11 protein-coding genes are annotated in these 19,237 nt (G+C 65.2%); 7 read left to right on the forward strand and 4 right to left on the reverse strand.

What is annotated here, in order from left to right; all coding sequences use genetic code 11:
• Nucleotides 1-40: 40 nt before the first annotated feature.
• Nucleotides 41-2,002 (reverse strand): methyl-accepting chemotaxis protein, encoded by a 1,962-nt coding sequence (locus tag KU43P_RS03025; RefSeq protein ID WP_317661016.1) that lies wholly within the window; start codon nucleotides 2,000-2,002, stop codon nucleotides 41-43.
• A 101-nt stretch (nucleotides 2,003-2,103) separates the two neighbouring features.
• Nucleotides 2,104-3,483: a diguanylate cyclase gene (locus tag KU43P_RS03030; protein WP_317661017.1), complete on the reverse strand. Its 1,380-nt coding sequence runs from the start codon at nucleotides 3,481-3,483 to the stop codon at nucleotides 2,104-2,106.
• Between the two features lie 246 nt (nucleotides 3,484-3,729).
• Here KU43P_RS03030 and KU43P_RS03035 point away from each other — a divergent pair, with 246 nt between their 5' ends.
• The 4 genes from KU43P_RS03035 (at nucleotide 3,730) to speA (ending at nucleotide 8,049) form a co-directional block, all read left to right on the forward strand.
• The gene (locus tag KU43P_RS03035; RefSeq protein WP_317661018.1) at nucleotides 3,730-4,797 is read left to right on the forward strand and encodes a DUF2333 family protein; all 1,068 of its coding nucleotides are present in this window, start codon (nucleotides 3,730-3,732) and stop codon (nucleotides 4,795-4,797) included.
• Nucleotides 4,798-4,799: 2 nt separating this feature from the next.
• The gene (locus KU43P_RS03040; protein WP_317661019.1) at nucleotides 4,800-5,333 is read left to right on the forward strand and encodes an NUDIX hydrolase; all 534 of its coding nucleotides are present in this window, start codon (nucleotides 4,800-4,802) and stop codon (nucleotides 5,331-5,333) included.
• Nucleotides 5,334-5,611: 278 nt separating this feature from the next.
• Complete coding sequence (locus tag KU43P_RS03045) at nucleotides 5,612-5,983, forward strand: translation initiation factor Sui1 (RefSeq protein WP_317661020.1); 372 nt, start codon at nucleotides 5,612-5,614, stop codon at nucleotides 5,981-5,983.
• A 152-nt stretch (nucleotides 5,984-6,135) separates the two neighbouring features.
• Nucleotides 6,136-8,049, forward strand: coding sequence for an arginine decarboxylase (gene speA / locus KU43P_RS03050; protein WP_317661021.1), 1,914 nt, complete (start codon nucleotides 6,136-6,138; stop codon nucleotides 8,047-8,049).
• Nucleotides 8,050-8,174: 125 nt separating this feature from the next.
• On the opposite strand, the gene KU43P_RS03055 is transcribed toward speA, so the two are convergent.
• Entirely contained in the window at nucleotides 8,175-9,512 is a 1,338-nt protein-coding gene (locus tag KU43P_RS03055) for an MATE family efflux transporter (protein ID WP_317661022.1), read from the reverse strand.
• Between the two features lie 224 nt (nucleotides 9,513-9,736).
• Here KU43P_RS03055 and KU43P_RS03060 point away from each other — a divergent pair, with 224 nt between their 5' ends.
• A complete protein-coding gene (locus KU43P_RS03060; RefSeq protein WP_317661023.1) occupies nucleotides 9,737-14,638 on the forward strand; it encodes an alpha-2-macroglobulin family protein in 4,902 nt (1,633 codons plus the stop codon).
• 120 nt (nucleotides 14,639-14,758) lie between these two features.
• Here KU43P_RS03060 and KU43P_RS03065 read toward each other — a convergent pair whose 3' ends face one another.
• Complete coding sequence (locus tag KU43P_RS03065) at nucleotides 14,759-15,052, reverse strand: hypothetical protein (RefSeq protein WP_317661024.1); 294 nt, start codon at nucleotides 15,050-15,052, stop codon at nucleotides 14,759-14,761.
• A gap of 76 nt (nucleotides 15,053-15,128) precedes the next feature.
• Here KU43P_RS03065 and pbpC point away from each other — a divergent pair, with 76 nt between their 5' ends.
• Both pbpC and KU43P_RS03075 read left to right on the forward strand, forming a co-directional pair.
• Nucleotides 15,129-17,483: a peptidoglycan glycosyltransferase PbpC gene (gene pbpC / locus KU43P_RS03070; RefSeq protein ID WP_317661025.1), complete on the forward strand. Its 2,355-nt coding sequence runs from the start codon at nucleotides 15,129-15,131 to the stop codon at nucleotides 17,481-17,483.
• A gap of 91 nt (nucleotides 17,484-17,574) precedes the next feature.
• Nucleotides 17,575-19,236 (forward strand): ShlB/FhaC/HecB family hemolysin secretion/activation protein, encoded by a 1,662-nt coding sequence (locus KU43P_RS03075; RefSeq protein WP_317661026.1) that lies wholly within the window; start codon nucleotides 17,575-17,577, stop codon nucleotides 19,234-19,236.
• Nucleotide 19,237 lies beyond the last annotated feature (1 nt).

Below are 19,237 nucleotides of genomic sequence, written 5' to 3' on the forward strand. Positions count from 1 at the left end.
TTACCGGCCCGAACACAAAAAAACTGACAGTCCCAACCTGTCAGACCCTGAATGCCCGGACGGCGCGGTTCAATTCACCGCCCAGGCTCAACAGTTGCTCCCCCTGCTCGCGCCCTTCGCCAATGCGCTGCAGGTTGTCCTCCCCCAGCGCATGAATACGCTCGCTGTGGTCGCGAATTTCGCTCACCGCGCCGCTCTGCTGCGCTGTGATATCGGCGATGCGCACTGCCGTGTCGGCAATGGTGCGAATCGCGCAGACAATCTCATCCAGTGCCCCATCCGCAGCCTGTGCCTGGTTAGCAGTAGCCTCGGCATGTTCAAGCTGGGCGCGCATGCCCGTCACCGACTCCCGCGCCGCCTGCTGCAGGCGGTCGATCAGGGCCTGGATCTCGCCCGTTGCCCCGGTGGTGCGTTGCGCCAGCGAGCGCACCTCATCAGCCACCACGGCAAAACCACGGCCCATTTCGCCAGCGCGTGCAGCTTCGATGGCAGCGTTCAAGGCCAGCAGATTGGTCTGTTCGGCAATCGAGCGGATCACCGTCAGCACCCCGCCAATGGTCGCCGACTCCTCGGCCAGCTGCTCGATCATGCGCGCATTGCCCTGCACCTCGTCGACCAGCGCCCGCAGGCCCGACAGGCTCTGGCCGATCACCGCCTGCCCCTGTTCCACGGCGCGGCCGGCATCACGGCTGGCATCGGCGGCGGAACTGGCATCGCCGGCCACTTGTTGGATGGTCGCTTCCAGCTCGCCCAGGGCATCACGAATCTGCCCGGTGTCACCTGCCTGGCGTTCGGCACCGTCATGCAGGGCGGCACTCATGCCGGCCAGGGCATGGCTGCTGCCGGCGACCTGTTCGGCGTTGTGGCGAATGGTGCCGACCAGCGCCACCAGGTACTGGCGCAGACGGTTCAGCGATTCCTGGATATCGTGCAGTTCGCGGTTGGTTCGGCCCAGGGCGATGGCCTCGGCGAAGTCGCCTTCGGCCCAACGCGACAGGGCTGGAGCCAGGCCAGTCAGGGTGCGCGCCAGGCGCCGCTGCAAGGTGTCGATGAGCAATGCAATCAGCAGGATCAGGCCGATCATCAGCCCCTGTATAAGGCGTACTTCGCTGGCGATCCTGGCGTGCTGGCCACGCACCTCCGGCTCAAGGCCAGCGATGGCCTGCTGCACGGCATCCAGGCGTTCATGGGTGCTGGCAGCCAGGGTACTGCGCCGCTCGATCTGCTCGCGGGTGCGTTGCAGTTCGGCCGGGTAGCGGTTGAGCAGGCTCTGCAGGTCGCGCTTGAGCGTCACCGCCACATCTTCCTGTTGGGTATCTGCCTGGGTTTCCAGGCCCATCATGGCGGCGAAGTCGTCGGCGCCGGACTCGGCTGCGCGGGTCACGCCCAGCAGGGGCAGGCTGTCGATGACCTGAGCCTGGGCGCGGATCAGTTGCAGCTCGCGTTCCACTTCGTCTGCCAGTTCGGCACGGCCGCTGCTGACCAGCTTGTCTCGGGCCAGCGACAGGCGGCCCAGGTGCACGCTGGCATCGAGCAGCGGCAACAGGTAACGGCTGGCATCCGCATTGCCGCTGTCGCGGGCATAGGTGGTCAGTTGTTCGAAGTTGGCGCCCAGTTCCCGGTCGGCCTGCAGCAGCAAGGCCTGTGGGTCACCGGCAAGCTTGCCGGCCGCCAGCAGTTCGTTAGCGGTGAAGGTGTTCAGGGTGTCCAGGCTGGGCCGCATCTGGCTGGCCAGTGTTTCGGGCAGCTCGGCCAATGCTGCCTGCAACTGCTGGTTGGCCTCCATGGCTGCGGCATGGCGCACGGCATCGCCAGTGCCCAGGTAAGCCTGGATATTGCTGGCAGCCTGGTTCTGGAACTGCTGCGACAGGCTCAGGTAGCGTTCCATCAGTTGATAGGGGCGTTCCAGCGCGCGCTGCGACCACCACAGGGTTGCGCCCAGGGCAATACACACGGTCACCAGCAACAGGGTGTTGAAATTGGTCAGCCACTTCAGGCGCATAGCCGCGAACTTCCTGCGGGGGAGTGGGGGTAGGCGCCTGAAGTTATTGCTAATTTGTGACGAGGTGATGACGGTGGTGGCTCGATGCCATATCTGCAGAGCTAAGGCTCTACGCGCACTACGCAGTTGCGCCCTGCGTGCTTGGCCCGGTACAGCGCCTCGTCCGCCGCACTGGCCATGGTCAGCGCATCCAGCCCGTCATCGAGTTGCACCACGCCGGCACTGAAGGTGCATTGCAGGTCATGGGGTTGGGCGGGGTAGAGAATTTCGGCAAAACGCCGGCGGATTTCGTCCAGCACCTTGTGTGCTGCATCCAGCGCGGTGTTGGGCATGACGATGGCGAACTCCTCGCCACCGTAGCGGCCAATGAAGTCGGTCTTGCGCAGGCGCTGCTTGAGAAACAGCGCCAGGCTCTTGATCACCCGGTCGCCCATGGGGTGGCCGTGGCGGTCGTTGATCTTCTTGAAGTGGTCGATGTCGAGCATCGCGAAGCTCAGTGGCTGGCCTTCACGGCGGGCGCGGAAGCTGCAGTCTTCGAGCAGTTGCAGGATGTGGGTGTGGTTGTACAACCCGGTAAGGCTGTCACGCACCATGCGTGATTTCAGGTGCCGGGCCCGTGCTGCGCGGTTGCGCACAGTGGTGATCAGGTGCCGCGAGCGAATCGGCTTGGTGAGGAAGTCATCACCACCTTCGCTCATGGCATCGAGCTGCTTGTCGAGGTCGTCTTCGGCAGACAGGAAGATGATCGGCACGCTGACGTAACGGTCATTGTGGCGAATCACCTTGGCCAGCTCCGGTCCGGAGCAGGTGGGCATGTACAGGTCGAGAATGATCAGGTCGGGCTGGAAGTCGGCGAGCTCGGCCATGGCGCGGATCGGGTCGCTGAGGCTGCGGGTGACCATGCCGGCGTAGCCCAGTACCCGCTCGGTATGCAGGGCCTGGGTGCGGGAGTCATCGATGATCAGCACGCGCAGCGGGTCGAACAGGGCGGTGCTGGTCATGATCTCGAGCTTTTCCAGCAGGCTGGAGGCTTCCAGCGTACCGGTAAGAAACGCCTGGCCCCCGGCGCGCACGGCAGCCAGGCGGGTGGGCGTGTCGGTTTCGTGGAGGCTGAAGAACAACAGTGGGATAGCCCTGTCCAGGCCTTGCTGCACCTGCGTGGCCAGGGCCAGGCCGCGATCGGGGCCACCGAAGTCGACGTCCATGACCATGGCCGCGGGCATCTGCTCAGCCAGTGCCGCCATCAGTGCCTGCGCCGAGAACAGTGGCAGTGCGCTCAGGCCGAAGAATTCCAGTTGCTGCGCCAGGCGCTCGGCAGGCTCGGGGTCTTGCAGCAGCAAGTACACCGGCTTGCGCGCAGGTGGCAGTGCCAACTGATCGAGTTGGTCGCCCTTGCGCAGGCTGGTGCGCGAAAGGCGTTGCAGCAAATGGTCGAGCTCCTGCTCTAGGCGCTCGGGGATCGGCTCCGCGGCGTGGGTCATGTCCTGGCTACTTATTGGAGGGATATGCAGGTGCAATGATGGCTCTATGCTAGCACCACTTTTCTTGTGCGTGAGTGCGCTGAGTCAACAAAGAGCTTGGAACGCATATTCAGTTAATGACTCATTGGTCGCTTATGCGTAAGGCGGTGTCTGCTTTATAGTGCAGCGACACGGGCTTGCCGTGGCACCCTGGCGCAGGCCTGTGGTCCAAGCCCTGAACCGTCGTGACTGATTAAGGACAAAGCCATGCTGGATTGGAAAAACCGTGAGGCCAAAGCCGAGCCCCGCGAGCGAGTCGACGGCCGCGGCGCTGCCGCCCGTAGCTACCTTGGCGGCCTCTGGAGCCGTGCCTTGGGGACGCTGATCGGCCTGTACCTGCTGGTCTGCATCGGCCTGGGCTGGTACTGGAGCCAGGAACCGGACCTGTTCCCGGTGCAGCAGAATGCCCAGGCTGCGGCCGAGCGCACCGGCCAGCAGATGGTGGTCGGCTACACCACTGTGGAAACCCTCAAGACCGTGGCCGCTACCCTGCTGAACAAGCCGGGCGGCTATATTTCCAACGACCGATTCCCGCCGGGGTTGTGGATGGACAACATGCCGAGCTGGGAGTATGGCGTGCTGGTGCAGGTGCGTGACCTTTCCCGTGCCCTGCGCAAGGACTTCGCGCGCTCGCAATCGCAGTCCACCGAGGACGCCGACCTGGCCAAGGCCGAGCCGCGCTTCAACTTCGATAACAAGAGCTGGATCCTGCCATCGAGCGAATCGGAGTTCGAAGAGGGCATCAAGTCGCTGTCGCGCTACCAGACCCGCCTGGCCGCCGGCGACAAGGGCGCGATCTTCTATACCCGCGCCGACAACCTGAACAACTGGCTGGGCGATGTCGCCACTCGCCTGGGCTCGCTGTCTCAGCGGCTGTCGGCCAGCGTTGGCCGGGTCAAGCTCAACACCACCCTGAAGACCGAGTCGGTCGTGGCCGGCCAGGCGCCGCAAGTGGATGAAGAGATGGTGGAAACGCCGTGGCTGCAGATCGACAACGTGTTCTACGAGGCACGTGGCCAGGCATGGGCGCTGTCGCACCTGCTGCGTGCCATCGAGGTCGATTTCGCCGATGTGCTGGCGAAGAAGAACGCCACGGTCAGCGTGCGCCAGATCATCCGTGAGCTGGAAGCTTCGCAAGAGCCGCTTTGGAGCCCGATGGTGCTGAACGGCAGCGGCTTCGGTATGTGGGCCAACCACTCGCTGGTCATGGCCAACTACATTTCCCGGGCCAACGCCGCAGTCATCGACCTGCGCCAGCTGCTGTCGCAGGGTTGAGCATGGCCATCAGCCCCCACGAGGCCGCCCACCGGGCGGCTTCCGACCGCGAACTGGTTGCCTGGGTGGACGAAGCCGACCAGGTGCTGGGTGCATTGCCCAGGGCTGAGCTGCGCGAGCGTGGCCTGATCGGCCGCTGCACCTTCATCCTGTTGTTCAACAGCGCCGGGGAACTGTGCGTACACCGGCGAACCTTGAGCAAGGCGCTGTACCCTGGCTATTGGGATGTGGCGGCCGGTGGAATGGTGGCGGCGGGGGAGGCCTATACCGACTCGGCAGCCCGGGAGCTGGCCGAGGAGCTGGGTATCGCAGGCGTGCCGTTGACCTTTCACGAGCGCTTCTATTTCGACCAACCGGACAATCGCCTGTGGTGCGCGGTGTATTCGGCGGTGTCGGATGCGCCGCTGCAGTTGCAGCCGGAAGAGGTGATCGAGGCAAAGTTCGTCCCAATCGAACAGGCTGAAGCAGAAAGCCTGGTCAAGCCGTATTGCCCGGACTCTCTGGCTGCGTTGCAGCGCTACAAGGCCAGTCTGTGAAAGGTTGGATGGCGGGGTGGACCCATCGCCGGCAAGCCGGCTCCCACCACTCACTGATGCAGCGGGATCATTGTGAGAGCCGGCTTGCCGGCGATGGGTCGCAAATCATTCGCAAAATGGCGCATTCCAGTACTTAGCAACGGCGAGATTTATCGTTAAACTGCGCGCCCTTTTCGGGCTGCCGCAAGTCTTGCAGCAGTAGCGCCGCCCCTGCCAGAGTGGGGCTTCGCGGTCGGCTCCCGCCGACCAGTTTTTGTCCTCTGCACCGAGGAACAAAAGTGGCCAAGAAAGCTTCTTCCTTCGCCGCCCTAGGCGGTCTCGTTTACTCCACCGATGCCGGTCGGCACTGCCCCGACTGTGGCCAGCCGGTGGATGCCTGTACCTGCAAGCAGCAGCTCATCCCCGAAGGGGATGGCATTGCCCGTGTGCGCCGTGAAAGCAAAGGCCGCGGCGGCAAGACGGTGACTACCGTCACTGGCGTGCCGCTGCCACTCGATCAGCTCAAGGAGCTGGCCACCACCCTCAAGCGCCGCTGTGGTACTGGCGGCGCCCTGAAGGATGGGGTCATCGAGATCCAGGGCGACCATGTCGAACTGCTGATCGGTGAGCTGACCAAACAGGGCTTCAAGGCAAAAAAATCCGGCGGCTGATGCCGGCACGCGATTTTTTGCCCAGCGCTTTCTAAACTCGTTGCCGTGGCCAGGGTCTATCCCAGGACACGGACGAATCGTCATTTTCAGCTTTTACACTGCGCCCGCCTCCTTGCGGGGCAGTGTCTTCGACTTTTCTATAGGGGACTTGAATGTCCGTACGACGCACACGCAAAGACGATGGTAGCCAGTGGACCGTGGCCGACAGCCGCAGTGTTTATGGCATCCGCCATTGGGGCGCTGGTTATTTCGCCATCAATGAAGCCGGGCGCGTCGAAGTGCGCCCCAACGGCCCGCAGAGCGCACCGATCGACCTGTTCGAACAGGTCGACGAACTGCGCCAGAGCGGCCTGTCGTTGCCGCTGCTGGTGCGCTTCCCCGATATCCTGCAGGACCGCGTGCGTCAGCTGACCGGTGCCTTCGACGCCAACATCGCGCGCCTGGAATACCAGAGCCAGTACACCGCGCTGTACCCGATCAAGGTCAACCAGCAAGAAGCGGTGGTGGAGAACATCATCGCCACGCAGAACGTTTCCATCGGCCTGGAAGCCGGCTCCAAGCCCGAGCTGCTGGCCGTGCTGGCGCTGGCGCCGAAAGGCGGCACTATCGTCTGCAACGGCTACAAGGACCGCGAGTTCATCCGCCTGGCACTGATGGGCCAGAAGCTTGGCCACAATGTGTTCATCGTCATCGAGAAAGAATCCGAAGTGGCGCTGGTGATCGAAGAGGCCGCTGACCTCAAGGTCAAACCGCAGGTCGGTCTGCGTGTGCGCCTGTCGTCGCTGGCGTCGAGCAAGTGGGCCGACACCGGTGGCGAGAAGTCCAAGTTTGGCCTGTCGGCTGCCCAGCTGATCTCGGTGGTGCAGCGCTTCCGCGATGCCGGCCTGGACCAGGGCATCCGCCTGCTGCACTTCCATATGGGCTCGCAGATCGCCAACCTGGCCGACTACCAGCACGGCTTCAAGGAAGCCATCCGCTACTACGGCGAACTGCGCGCGCTGGGCCTGCCGGTCGACCATATCGACGTGGGCGGTGGCCTGGGCGTGGACTACGACGGTACCCACTCGCGTAATGCCAGTTCGATCAACTACGACATGGACGACTACGCCGGCGTGGTGGTGGGCATGCTCAAGGAGTTCTGCGACGCGCAGGGCCTGCCGCACCCGCACATCTTCTCCGAGAGCGGCCGTTCGCTGACCGCGCACCATGCCATGCTGGTGATCCAGGTGACCGACGTCGAAAGCCACAACGACGAAGTGCCGCTGATCGAGAACAAGGAAAGCCTGCCCGAAACCGTGCAGTGGCTGGCCGACCTGTTGGGCCCGACCGACATCGAGATGGTCACCGAGACCTACTGGCGCGCCACCCACTACATGGGCGACGTGGCCGCCCAGTACGCCGATGGCAAGATCAGCCTGGCCGAAAAGGCTCTGGCCGAGCAGTGCTACTTCGCCGTGTGCCGGCGCCTGCACAACTCGCTGAAGGCCCGCCAGCGCTCGCACCGCCAGGTGCTGGACGAGCTGAACGACAAGCTGGCCGACAAGTACATCTGCAACTTCTCGGTGTTCCAGAGCTTGCCGGATACCTGGGCCATCGGCCAGGTGCTGCCGATCATCCCGCTGCACCGCCTGGACGAAGAGCCGATGCGCCGCGCGGTGCTGCAGGACCTGACCTGCGACTCCGACGGCAAGATCAACCAGTACGTCGACGAGCAGAGCATCGAGACCAGCATGCCGGTGCATGCGGTGAAGGAAGGCGAAGACTACTTGCTGGGCGTGTTCCTGGTGGGCGCCTACCAGGAGATTCTCGGCGACATGCACAACCTGTTCGGTGACACCGACTCGGTGAACATCTACCAGAACGCTGATGGCAGCGTGTACCACGCGGGTATCGAGACCCACGACACCATCGAGGACATGCTGCGCTACGTGCACCTGTCGCCGGAGGAGTTGATGACCCACTACCGCGACAAGGTGGCCAGCGCCAAGATCAGCGCCCGCGAGCGTACCCAGTTCCTCGACGCCCTGCGCCTGGGCCTGACCCGCTCTTCGTACCTGTCGTCGTAATCACGGGGCCGCCCTGCGGCCCATCGCCGGCAAGCCGGCTCCCACAGGTACTCCGCCGCTACAAGGATCTGCGCGGTACCTGTGGGGGCCGGCTTGCCGGCGAAAGGGGCTCAAAGCGCCCCGCATCATCCAACCCACAGCTTCTTGCGCTGCAACCCCCAGCCAACCCACCCCAACGTCACTGCCCGCAACGCCATGAACGCAAGAAAAGCCAACCACAACCCGTGGTTGCCAAACCCTCTCATGAGCCACGCCAGCGGCAGCGCGATCAGCACCGACAGCAGCATCGCATTGCGCATCTCCCGCGCCCGCGTCGCGCCGATGAACAGCCCGTCGAGCAAGTAACTCCACACCGCGATCAGCGGCAGCACCGCCAGATAGGGCAGGTAGGGATACGCCGCCGCCCGCACGCTGACGATGTCGGTCTGCAGGTCGATGAACAGGTGCCCGCCCAGCAGGAACAGGCCTGCGAACCCGAGGCTGGTTATCAGCGACCAACCACAGGCCACCACCAACGAGCGGCGCAAGGTGTCGCCATCGCGTGCGCCGATGGCATGCCCACACAGGGCTTCCACCGCATGCGCCAGGCCGTCGAGAGCATAGGCGGTGAGCAGCAGGCCGTTGAGCAGCAGTGCGTTGGCCGCCACCGTGGCCTCGCCCAGGCGCGCGCCCTGCACGGTAATCAGCAGGAACACCAGCTGCAGTGCCAGGCTGCGCAGGAAGATATCGCGGTTGACCGCCAGCAACGGCCGCCAGGCCTGCCAGCGTTTGAGTGCGGCCCAGGCGATTTGCCCGGGGTAGGCGCGCAGGGCGGGGCGGGTCAAGGCCAAGCCGAGCAAGGCGGCGCTCCATTCGGCAATCACCGAGGCCCTCGCCGACCCCAGCACACCCCAGTTCAGGCCAAGTACGAACCACAAGTTGAGCGCGATGTTCAGCAGGTTGGTAGTCAGCAGGATGGCCAGCGGCGCGCGTGCATTCTGTGTGCCGAGGAACCACCCCACCAGCGCGTAGCTGGCCAACGCCGCCGGCAGGCCGAGCAGGCGAGTATGAAAGAAGGCTTCGGTGGACTGCTGCAACTCCGCGCTCGGCTGCATGACATGCAGTGCCAGCTGGCTGAACGGCAGGGCGAGCAGGCCGACAAGCAGTGCCAGGCCCAAGGCCAGCAACAGGCCCTGTATCAGCACCTGGCGCAGCGCCGCGCCATCGGCACGCCCTGCCGCCTGCGCGGCGAAGCCGGTGGAACCCATGCGCAAGAAGCCCATCAGGCCGACCATGAAGGTGAACAGCGTGCCGCCCACGGCAACTGCGCCGAGCTGGTGGGCGTGGGGCAGGTGGCCGATGACCGTGCTGTCGACCAGGGCGACCAGTGGCACCGAGATGTTGGAAAGGATCATCGGCGCAGCCAGGGCCCAGACTTTGCGGTGGGTGAGGCGGTGGCGCCAGTCGCTGGCAATTCGAGACATGTGAGTTCCTGGGAAAAGCAGGGGTCGCCACGCGCCCCGATCGCTGGCAAGCCAGCTCCCACAGGGGCCCTGCCGAGCTTGAAATGTGGGAGCCGGCTTGCCGGCGATTGGGGTGCGAAGCGCCCCCTTTCTGGTTCCATTTGACCGCATTGTAACGGCCAGCCACCTGCTGTTGCGCTATAGTTGCTGCCCTCACGTACCTGCTGCCAAAGAGTTCCCACTCCATGTTCAACAAAGGATTGTTGCTGGCCTGCGCGCTGGCCTTGCTCAGTGCCTGTGACTCCTCGACACCGGACAAGCCCGCACCCGCCGAGAAACCTCAGGCGAGCGTGCCGGCCGAGGTGCCGGCTGCCCGGCGCGAAGACCCCGCCGTGCTCGCCAAACGCTACGAAGGCCGCGAGCTGAGCGTACTGGATGCCTCGGAAGTACAGATCGACGGGGCCAGTACCCTGTCGGTCAGTTTCTCGGTGCCGCTGGATGCCAAGCAGGACTTCGCCAGCAAAGTGCACCTGGTCGACACCGTGAAAGGCAAGGTCGACGGCGCCTGGGAACTCTCCGACAACCAGATGGAACTGTGCCTTCGCCACCTGGAGCCCCAGCGCAAGCTGGTGCTGACGGTCGACAAGAGCCTGCTGGCGGTCAATGGCCAGCAGCTTGCCAGCGAATCGGTGACGCACCTTGAAACCCGCGACATGCAGCCCACCGTAGGCTTCGCCAGCCGTGGCTCGCTGCTGCCCACACGCCTGGCCGAAGGCCTGCCGGTGATCGCCCTGAACGTCGACAAGGTCGATGTCGAGTTCTTCCGCGTCAAGCCTGAAAGCCTTTCGGCGTTCCTGGTCAGCTGGGGCCGCAACAGCAGTCTGTACTACTACCAGTCCAAGGAAACCCTGGACATGGCCGACCTGGTGTACAGCGGCCGCTTCGACCTCAACCCCGCGCGCAACACCCGCGAAACCGTGCTGCTGCCCATTGCCGGGATCAAGCCGCTGCAGGCGCCGGGCGTGTATCTGGCGGTGATGCGTGCCTCCGGCACCTACGACTACTCGCAGCCCGCGACCCTGTTCACCCTGAGCGACATCGGCGTGTCTGCCCACCGCTACCGCGACCGCCTGGACGTGTTCGCCCAGGCCCTGGAAGGCGGCAAGGCGCTCAACGGCGTCAACCTCGAACTGCACGACGACAAGGGCAAGCTGCTGGCCCAGGCCAGCACCGATGGCGCGGGCCACGCGCAGCTACCGATCACCGCCAAGGCCGACACGCTGATCGCCACCCAAGGCGTGCACACTACCTTGCTGCGTCTGAATACAGCCGCCCTGGACCTGGCCGAGTTCGACATCACCGGCCCCCAAGCCAACCCTTTGCAGTTCTTCATCTTCGGCCCGCGCGACTTGTATCGCCCTGGCGAAACCGTGCTGCTCAACGGCCTGCTGCGTGACCAGGATGGCAAGCCGGTCAAGGCCCAGCCGGTGAGCGTGGAAGTGCGCCGCCCCGACGAGCAGGTCAGCCGCAAGTTCGTCTGGGAGGCCGATGGCAACGGCCTCTACCAGTATCAGCTGCAACTGGCAACGGAGGCCCCGACCGGTCGTTGGCAGCTGTTGCTCGACCTGGGCGGTGGGCGCAAGCAGGTGTACGAGTTTCTCGTCGAAGACTTCCTGCCCGAGCGCCTGGCGCTGGAGCTCAAGGGCAGCGGCACGCCGCTTGCGCCCGAAGACGATGCGCGCATCCAGGTCAATGGCCGTTACCTCTATGGCGCACCGGCCGCAGGCAATCGCCTGAGCGGCCAGGCTTATCTGCGACCTCTGCGCGAAGCAGTGCCGGCGCTGCCGGGCTACCAGTTCGGCTCGGTCACCGAGGCCGACCTCAACCAGGACCTGGAGCTGGATGAAGTCACCCTCGACCAGGCCGGCAAGGCGGTGGTCGATATCGAAAGCCGCTGGGCCGAGGCCCGCTCGCCGCTGCAGCTGACCGTGCAGGCCAGCTTGCAGGAGTCTGGCGGGCGCCCGATTACCCGTCGCCTGGAACAACCCATCTGGCCCGCCGAGCGCCTGCCAGGCTTGCGCGGTCTGTTCGAGGGCGAGGAAACCGACAGCGACGGCCCAGTGCAATTCGAATTCCTGGTGGCCGACCGCGATGGCCACAAACTCGCCGCCGAAGGCCTCAAGGTGCGCCTGATTCGCGAGCGTCGCGATTACTACTGGAACTACTCGCAGAGCGATGGCTGGAGCTACGCCTACAACGAGAAGTTCCTCACCCAGGATGAGCAGACCCTCAACGTTGAGGCCGGTGCGACCGCCAAACTCAACTTCCTGGTGGAGTGGGGCCCTTACCGTGTCGAAGTGGAAGACCCGCAGACGGGCCTGGTTTCCAGCGAGCGCTTCTGGGCCGGCTACCGCGCCCAGGACAACGCCGAAGGCGGCGCGGTGCGCCCTGACCAGGTGAAACTGGCGCTGGACCAGCCGGCCTACGCCGAGGGTGCCAGCGCCAAGGTGACCGTGACCCCGCCTGCGGCCGGCAGCGGCTACCTGATGGTCGAATCCAGCGATGGCCCGCTGTGGTGGCAGGAAATCGAAGTGCCTGCAGAAGGCAAGACCTTCGAGGTGCAACTAGACAAGCACTGGGCCCGCCACGACCTGTACCTCAGCGCCCTGGTGATTCGCCCGGGCGAGCGCAAGGCCAATGCCACGCCCAAACGTGCCGTGGGCGTTCTGCACCTGCCGCTGGCCCGTGCCGAGCGCAAGCTGGCGCTGAGCCTGCAGGCACCGGAGAAGATGCGGCCCAAGCAACCCCTGACAGTCAGCTTCAAGGCCGCCAATGCTGACGGCAGCATTCCCAAGCAGGTGCACGTGCTGCTGTCCGCGGTCGACGTGGGCATCCTCAACATCACCGACTTCAAGACGCCAGACCCATTCGCCAGCCTGTTCGGTCGCAAGGCCTACGGTGCCGACCAGCTGGACATCTATGGCCAGCTCATCGAAGCCGGCCAGGGCCGCCTGGCCAGCCTGGCGTTCGGTGGCGACGCAGCGATGGCCAAGGGCGGCAAGCGCCCGAACACCACGGTGACAATCGTCGCCCAGCAGAGCGTGCCAGTGACCCTGGACGACAAGGGCGAAGGCCAGGCAACCGTGGATATTCCGGACTTCAACGGTGAGCTGCGCTTGATGGCCCAGGCCTGGACCGACGAGCATTTCGGCATGGCTGAAGGCAAGACCGTGGTGGCCGCGCCGCTGATCGCCGAACTGTCGGCACCACGTTTCCTAGCCGGCGGCGATCAGACTCGCCTGGCACTGGACCTGGCCAACCTCTCGGGGCGGGCCCAGCAACTGACGGTGCAGATCAGCACCGAAGGCCCGTTGAACCTAACGGCGAGCGCCCAGCAGAGCGTCGCCCTGGCCGAGGGCCAGCGCAGCACGCTGATGATTCCGGTGCAGGCCCAGGGCGGGCTGGGGCAGGGCAAGGTGCAGGTGCGGGTCAATGGCCTGCAGCTGCCGGGTGAGCCGGCCACTGCCTTCACCCGCGAGTGGACCCTGGGCATCCGCCCGGCCTACCCGGCAATGCTCAAGCACTACCGCGTAGCGCTCAAGGAGCAGCCCTGGATCCTGCCGGAAGCTGACCTTGCGGCTTTCGAACCCGCCGGTCTTGAGGCCAGCCTGGCCCTGTCGAGCCGCCCGCCATTGAACCTGGCCGAGCAGATCCGTGCCCTTGAAGCCTACCCCTACGGCTGCCTGGAACAGACCACCAGCGGCCTTTACCCCTCGCTATACGCCGATGCCGACAGCCTCAAGCGCCTGGGCATCACGGGCGAGCCGGCAGACGTGCGCAAGCGCAAGATCGAAATGGGCATCGAGCACCTGCTGGGGATGCAGCGCTACAACGGCAGCTTTGGCCTGTGGAGCTCCGACAGCGAAGAAGAGTACTGGTTGACCGCCTACGTCACCGACTTCCTCCTGCGCGCCCGCGACCAGGGCTACGGCGTGCCTGCCGAGGCGCTGAAGAAGGCCAATGAGCGCCTGCTGCGTTACCTGCAGGAGCGCAACCTGATCGAGGTGGACTACAGCGAGAACGCCGAGCACACCCGTTTTGCCGTGCAGGCCTATGCCGCGCTGGTGCTTGCGCGCAACCAGCAGGCGCCGCTGGGCGCCCTGCGCAGCCTGTTCGAACGGCGTGCCGACGCCCGTTCTGGGCTGCCGCTGGTGCAGCTGGCCGTGGCGTTGGACAAGATGGGTGACAAGCCACGTTCGCAGCAGGCCCTGCAAGCCGGCCTGGGCATCAGCCGCAGCAAAGGTTGGATGGCCGATTACGGCAGCAGCCTACGTGACCAGGCGCTGATTCTGGCGTTGTTGCAGGAAAGCAGCCTGGCCGGCGATCAGGTCGACCAGCGCCTGTTTGCCTTGTCGGATGAGCTGGCGGCCAATCGCTGGCTGTCGACCCAGGAACGCAACGCCCTGTACCTGGCGGGCCGCGGCCTGCTTGGCAAGCCGCAAGCGCAGTGGAAGGCGCGTCTGGACAGTGCCGGTGAAGTGCGCGAGTTCAACAATGACGACACCGGCATGAAGCTCGAAGGCCCATTGCTTGCTTCGCCGTTGAGCGTGCAGAACGAAGGCAGCGCAACGGTCTATCAGCAGTTGACCCTTTCCGGCTACCCGCGCCAGGCACCTGCAGCCGGTGGCAATGGCCTGGAGATCCGCCGCGAGTACCTGGGCATGAATGGCCAGCCGCTGGACCTGCGCAACCTGCGCAGTGGCGACCTGGTATTGGTGCACCTGGCACTCAAGGCCCAGGAGCGTGTGCCGGATGCCCTGGTGGTCGACCTGCTGCCGGCGGGCCTGGAGCTGGAAAACCAGAACCTGGCGCAGAGCGCTGCCAGCCTGGACAACGCCAGCAGTGCGGTGAAGGAGTGGCGAGAGTCGATGCAGAACGCCAGCGTGGTGCATCAGGAGTATCGCGATGACCGCTATGTGGCGGCGCTCAAGCTGGACGGCTATGGCACCACCCATTTGCTGTATCTGGCGCGGGCGGTGACGCCGGGGACCTATCGTGTGCCGCCGGCGCAGGTGGAGTCGATGTATCGGCCGAACCTGCAGGCGGTGGGGGATGGGCAGGGGGAGATGACGGTCAAGGCCAGATAGTGCCGCTACTGGCCTCATCGCCGGCAAGCCGGCTCCTACAGGGATTGCGCATGTCTCGAGGCTGGCGCTTTACCTGTAGGAGCCGGCTTGCCGGCGATGGGCTGCCAGGCAGCCCCAGGCTCAGTGAATCACCCAGCTCATTACCCACAACCCCAGCACCAACCAGATGATCCCGAGAATGATCGAAGCCCGCATGAAGGCGCGGATCGCCGAGTACAGCAGCATCAGGCCAACGATCAGGGCGAGGATGCTGACCAGCGAAGTGTCCATGCCCAGGGTGCGAGCCAGGCCATCGATGAAGTTGCCGCCGGCATTGGCCAGCAGGTTGAACAGGCCGCTCAGCGCATCGACGACAAAGCGGATCAGCGCACCCAGTGCCTGGCCAAGCCACTCGAAAAAACCTTCTACTTGCATAGTTGCTTCCTGATGAACGATTCGGCGTGTTGCCGCTTCCAAGCCTTTGGCCACTACCAGGCCAGGTCGGTTCCCGATGCCTAGCTTAGCTCGACTGCGCACCCGTGCGGGCAGGTTCCTGCGCGCCAGTGCCATCGCATTGCTGGTGCTGTGCGGCCTGCTGTGGCTGGCTGATCGCCTGTGGCCCCTGCCCATGCCGGCAGATGACCTGGCGCGGGTGGTGCTGGCGGAGGATGGCACGCCCCTGTGGCGTTTCGCCGATGCCGACGGGGTATGGCGCTACCCGGTCAGCCCGGAAGAAGTTTCACCGTACTATCTGCAGGCGCTGCTCACCTACGAAGACCGTTGGTTCTACCATCACCCGGGAGTCAACCCGCTGGCGCTGGCGCGGGCAGCGTGGCTGAACTTGCGGGGTGGACGCGTGGTGTCGGGTGGCAGCACGTTGTCGATGCAGGTGGCGCGCCTGCTCGACCCCCACGACCGCACCTTGGCCGGCAAGCTGCGACAACTGTGGCGCACGGCGCAACTGGAATGGCACCTGTCCAAGCGCGAGATTCTCCAGCTGTACCTCAACCGTGCCCCGTTCGGGGGGACCTTGCAGGGTGTGGCAGCAGCCAGTTGGGCCTACCTGGGCAAGTCGCCCCGGCACCTGACTGCTTCGGAGGCGGCGCTGCTGGCCGTACTGCCCCAGGCCCCGAGCCGCTTGCGCCCGGACCGCCACCCGGCACGTGCCCAGCGCGCCCGAGACAAGGTGCTGCAACGCCTGGCCGAGTATCAGGTTTGGCCCGCCCAGCAGATCAGCGAAGCCATCGAAGAGCCGCTGCTGCTGGCACCTCGTCAGGAGCCTGCCCTGGCCCCGCTGTTGGCACGGCGGCTGAATACTCCCGGTAGCCCGGCGCTGATCCGCACCACCCTGGACGCCGCCTTGCAGCGGCGCCTCGAAGACCTGCTGCTGGGGTGGCGCGCTCGCCTGCCGGAACGAACCTCGGCGGCGATTCTGGTGGTGGATTCACAGACCATGGCGACGCGCGCCTACCTGGGCTCGATCGACCTCGCCGATGAGCGACGCTTCGGCCATGTCGACATGGTTCGCTCACTGCGCTCACCTGGCTCGACCCTCAAGCCGTTTCTCTATGGCATGGCCCTGGACGACGGCCTGATCCATTCCGAGTCGTTGCTGCAGGATGTGCCCCGCCGCTATGGCGACTATCGCCCCGGCAACTTCTCGATGGGCTTCAGCGGCCCGGTGTCGGCTAGCTCGGCGCTGGCACTGTCGCTCAACCTACCGGCGGTGCAATTGCTTGAGGCATACGGGCCCAAGCGCTTTGCCGCGCAACTGCGAATGGCCGGCGTGCCCTTGGCGCTTCCACCACTGGCCGAGCCCAACCTGTCACTGATTCTGGGGGGCGCCGGCAGCCGCCTGGAGGATCTGGTCGGCGGTTATGCCGCGCTGGCCCGGGCCGGCAACAGTGCGCAGGTTCGCCTGCAGCCCCAGGACCCGCTGCTGGAACGGCGCCTGCTGTCGCCGGGGGCGGCGTGGATCATCCGGCGCATCCTCAGCGGCCAGGCACGGCCAGACCGCGACCCGCATGCCGAGCTGGTGCAGCGCCCGCAGCTGGCCTGGAAGACCGGCACCAGCTATGGCTTTCGCGACGCCTGGTCGATTGGCGTCGGCCCGCGCTACCTGATCGGTGTATGGATCGGTCGGCCCGATGGCACACCGGTGCCTGGGCAGTTCGGGCTGGCGTCGGCGGCGCCCTTGATGCTGCAGGTGCACGACTTGCTGAGCAACCGCGACAGCCAGCGCGGGATAAGCGTGCCGGCCGAGCGGGTGCCCGACAGCGTGGGCGTGGCCGCGATCTGCTGGCCGCTCGGGCAGCCCATGTCGCGCCTGGACCCGAACTGCCGGCGCCAGCGCTTCGCCTGGACCCTCGACGGCACCACGCCCCCGACCCTGCAGGCGGCCGATCAGCCGCTGGGGCTGGGGTTGCGCGAACCGGTATGGGTCAATGCCCAGGGGCTGCGGGTGGACGGCAGTTGCCCTGGCGCCGTGCAGCGCGACATCGCCCTGTGGCCGGCGCCGCTGGAACCCTGGTTGCCACGTGCCGAGCAGAGGGCAGCGCGGCTGCCAGCGGTGGACCCTGGCTGCCCGCCGCAGGTGCCGGCCAGTGCGCCGCCGCTGTCGATCGTCGGCGTGCGCCCTGGGGATAATCTGCGCCGCCCGGCCAGCAGCAGCGAACCGTTGCAACTGCAGGTGTCGGCCTTGGGCGGGGGCGGCCGGCGCTGGTGGTTCCTCAACGGCCAGCCGTTGGGTGAGACCGAAGGGCAAGGCAGCTTGCAGGTGCGCTTCGAGCAGGCCGGGCAGCACGAGCTCAGTGCGCTGGACGAAAGCGGCACCACCGCGAGGGTGAGCTTTCAGGTCAGCGAGTAGCCGTTCGACGTATGCCGGGGCAGCACCTACGCTTGCTGGTGAGGGGTGTGACCGGCGCAGCCCCGGTACCCAAGGGATTCTGGAGCACCCTATGCGTCCTCTGGCCGTGCCCCTGATATTGGTGTCCTGGGCCAACTCGGCTCTTGCCGACCCATTGCCGGTATTTCTCGACAGCCACGAATATGAACGCCGCCTACCCAGCGCGAACGTGCCGCTGGATGCCTACTTACCCGCTGCCCTGCCACTGCAAAGAACGCTTGCTGCTGGCCAGCCAACCGCGTTGCCGAGCGATCAGCGACTGGTGTTGCACAAGGTGCGTTTCGAAGGCGGCACGGTCTATCCCTTGAGTGAGCTGCGTGAGCATTACCAGCCGCTGATTGGCCGAACGATAACCGTGGCTGAACTGCAGCAGTTCACCGATCGCCTGACCCAACGCTACCGCCATGACGGGTTTCCACTGTCTTATGCCTACCTGCCACAGCAGGATCTGGCCGATGGCCGGGCCCAGGTGGAATTGGTAGAAGGCTACGTCCATGACTACCAGTTGCAGGGCGATATCGGCGCCGCTGCGGCCTATTTCATGCAGTTGATGGAGCGGCTCAAGGCCGAGCGACCGCTGACGGACGCAGCACTCCAGCGCACCCTGGGCTTGATGCAACGTGTTCCCGGTATCACCGTGCAGGCAGAAATGGCCGCTGCTGAAGGCGCTGATGGCGCGGCGCGGCTTACCCTGCGCGCATCGCGCAAGCCCTTTGCCGCCGCGGTGACCGTGAACGACGGGAGCCGGGACGATGCGCAGGCGCTGCTGACGGTCTCCAGCAATGCCCAGACGCAGCTGGCAGAACAATTGACTGCACGCTTTCTGCTGCCGCCGGGTGATGACCGCGCGCATTACCAACGCCTGGATTACAGCCAGTATCTGGACGCTCAGGGCAGCCAGCTGCTGCTCTCGGTTGCGCGTTATCGCAGTGAGCCGGGCACCCGCGTTCGCCTGGATGACGGTAGCGACTTCACCCAGCGCATCGAGAGCGAGCGTTATGCAATGGGTTTCGCTCAGCCGTTGATCATTGCACCGAATGAATCGATGAGCGTTGCCGGGCATTTCTATTCGGTCAGCGAGCACATCGACGACCGGCGCGGTGGCCAACGTGAATATGACACCTACGTCCGCGCCCTCTCTTTCGAAGGCAATTGGCGCAAGGCCGAGCCACAGCGCCTGCGCATGGTCAGTGCCGGGGTCTACCAGGGCCTGGATTATCTGGATGCGCGTAGCGATGCCCGCTACGACATGGATTTCCTGCGCTTTCGGCTGGCGGCGCTGCAGGGCGACAATTGGTTCGACAACTGGCAGGGCGTGGCCTCGGGTGCACTCTACTGGAGCGATGACCGCCTGCCCGACAGTGAGCGTGCAGTTTTTGGTGGGCAGCAGTTCGGCCATGGTTACCCGCGCGATCAGGCGGCAGGAGACAAGGGCTGGGGCGCGGCCTATGAACTCAACTACAGCATCCGGCCAGGCACGGGTTGGCTGCGCTTGCTGCAGCCTTACGCGCTGCTCGATGCCGCACAGGCCTGGTACAACGGTGGGCCCATCGCGGATGCCAGGATGAGCTCGCTGGCACTGGGAGTGCGGTTGTCGGACGGGCACGATGCCGACGTCTCACTGGAATTGGCCAAACCGCTGGCAGATGAGGCGCTGGACAGCATGAGCCGAGCGCCACGATTGATGATGAGCCTGACCTACCGGGTCGACTGAT

Source organism: Pseudomonas sp. KU43P (assembly GCF_033095865.1).
Taxonomy (GTDB): Bacteria; Pseudomonadota; Gammaproteobacteria; order Pseudomonadales; family Pseudomonadaceae; genus Aquipseudomonas.

Excerpts from the sequence above, each read along its gene's own strand:
- KU43P_RS03025 (WP_317661016.1), bottom strand. The coding sequence starts at position 2,002 with ATGCGCCTGAAGTGGCTGACCAATTTCAACACCCTGTTGCTGGTGACC.
- KU43P_RS03030 (WP_317661017.1), bottom strand. The coding sequence starts at position 3,483 with ATGACCCACGCCGCGGAGCCGATCCCCGAGCGCCTAGAGCAGGAGCTC.
- KU43P_RS03035 (WP_317661018.1), top strand. The coding sequence starts at position 3,730 with ATGCTGGATTGGAAAAACCGTGAGGCCAAAGCCGAGCCCCGCGAGCGA.
- KU43P_RS03040 (WP_317661019.1), top strand. The coding sequence starts at position 4,800 with ATGGCCATCAGCCCCCACGAGGCCGCCCACCGGGCGGCTTCCGACCGC.
- speA (WP_317661021.1), top strand. The coding sequence starts at position 6,136 with ATGTCCGTACGACGCACACGCAAAGACGATGGTAGCCAGTGGACCGTG.
- KU43P_RS03055 (WP_317661022.1), bottom strand. The coding sequence starts at position 9,512 with ATGTCTCGAATTGCCAGCGACTGGCGCCACCGCCTCACCCACCGCAAA.
- KU43P_RS03060 (WP_317661023.1), top strand. The coding sequence starts at position 9,737 with ATGTTCAACAAAGGATTGTTGCTGGCCTGCGCGCTGGCCTTGCTCAGT.
- KU43P_RS03065 (WP_317661024.1), bottom strand. The coding sequence starts at position 15,052 with ATGCAAGTAGAAGGTTTTTTCGAGTGGCTTGGCCAGGCACTGGGTGCG.
- pbpC (WP_317661025.1), top strand. The coding sequence starts at position 15,129 with ATGCCTAGCTTAGCTCGACTGCGCACCCGTGCGGGCAGGTTCCTGCGC.
- KU43P_RS03075 (WP_317661026.1), top strand. The coding sequence starts at position 17,575 with ATGCGTCCTCTGGCCGTGCCCCTGATATTGGTGTCCTGGGCCAACTCG.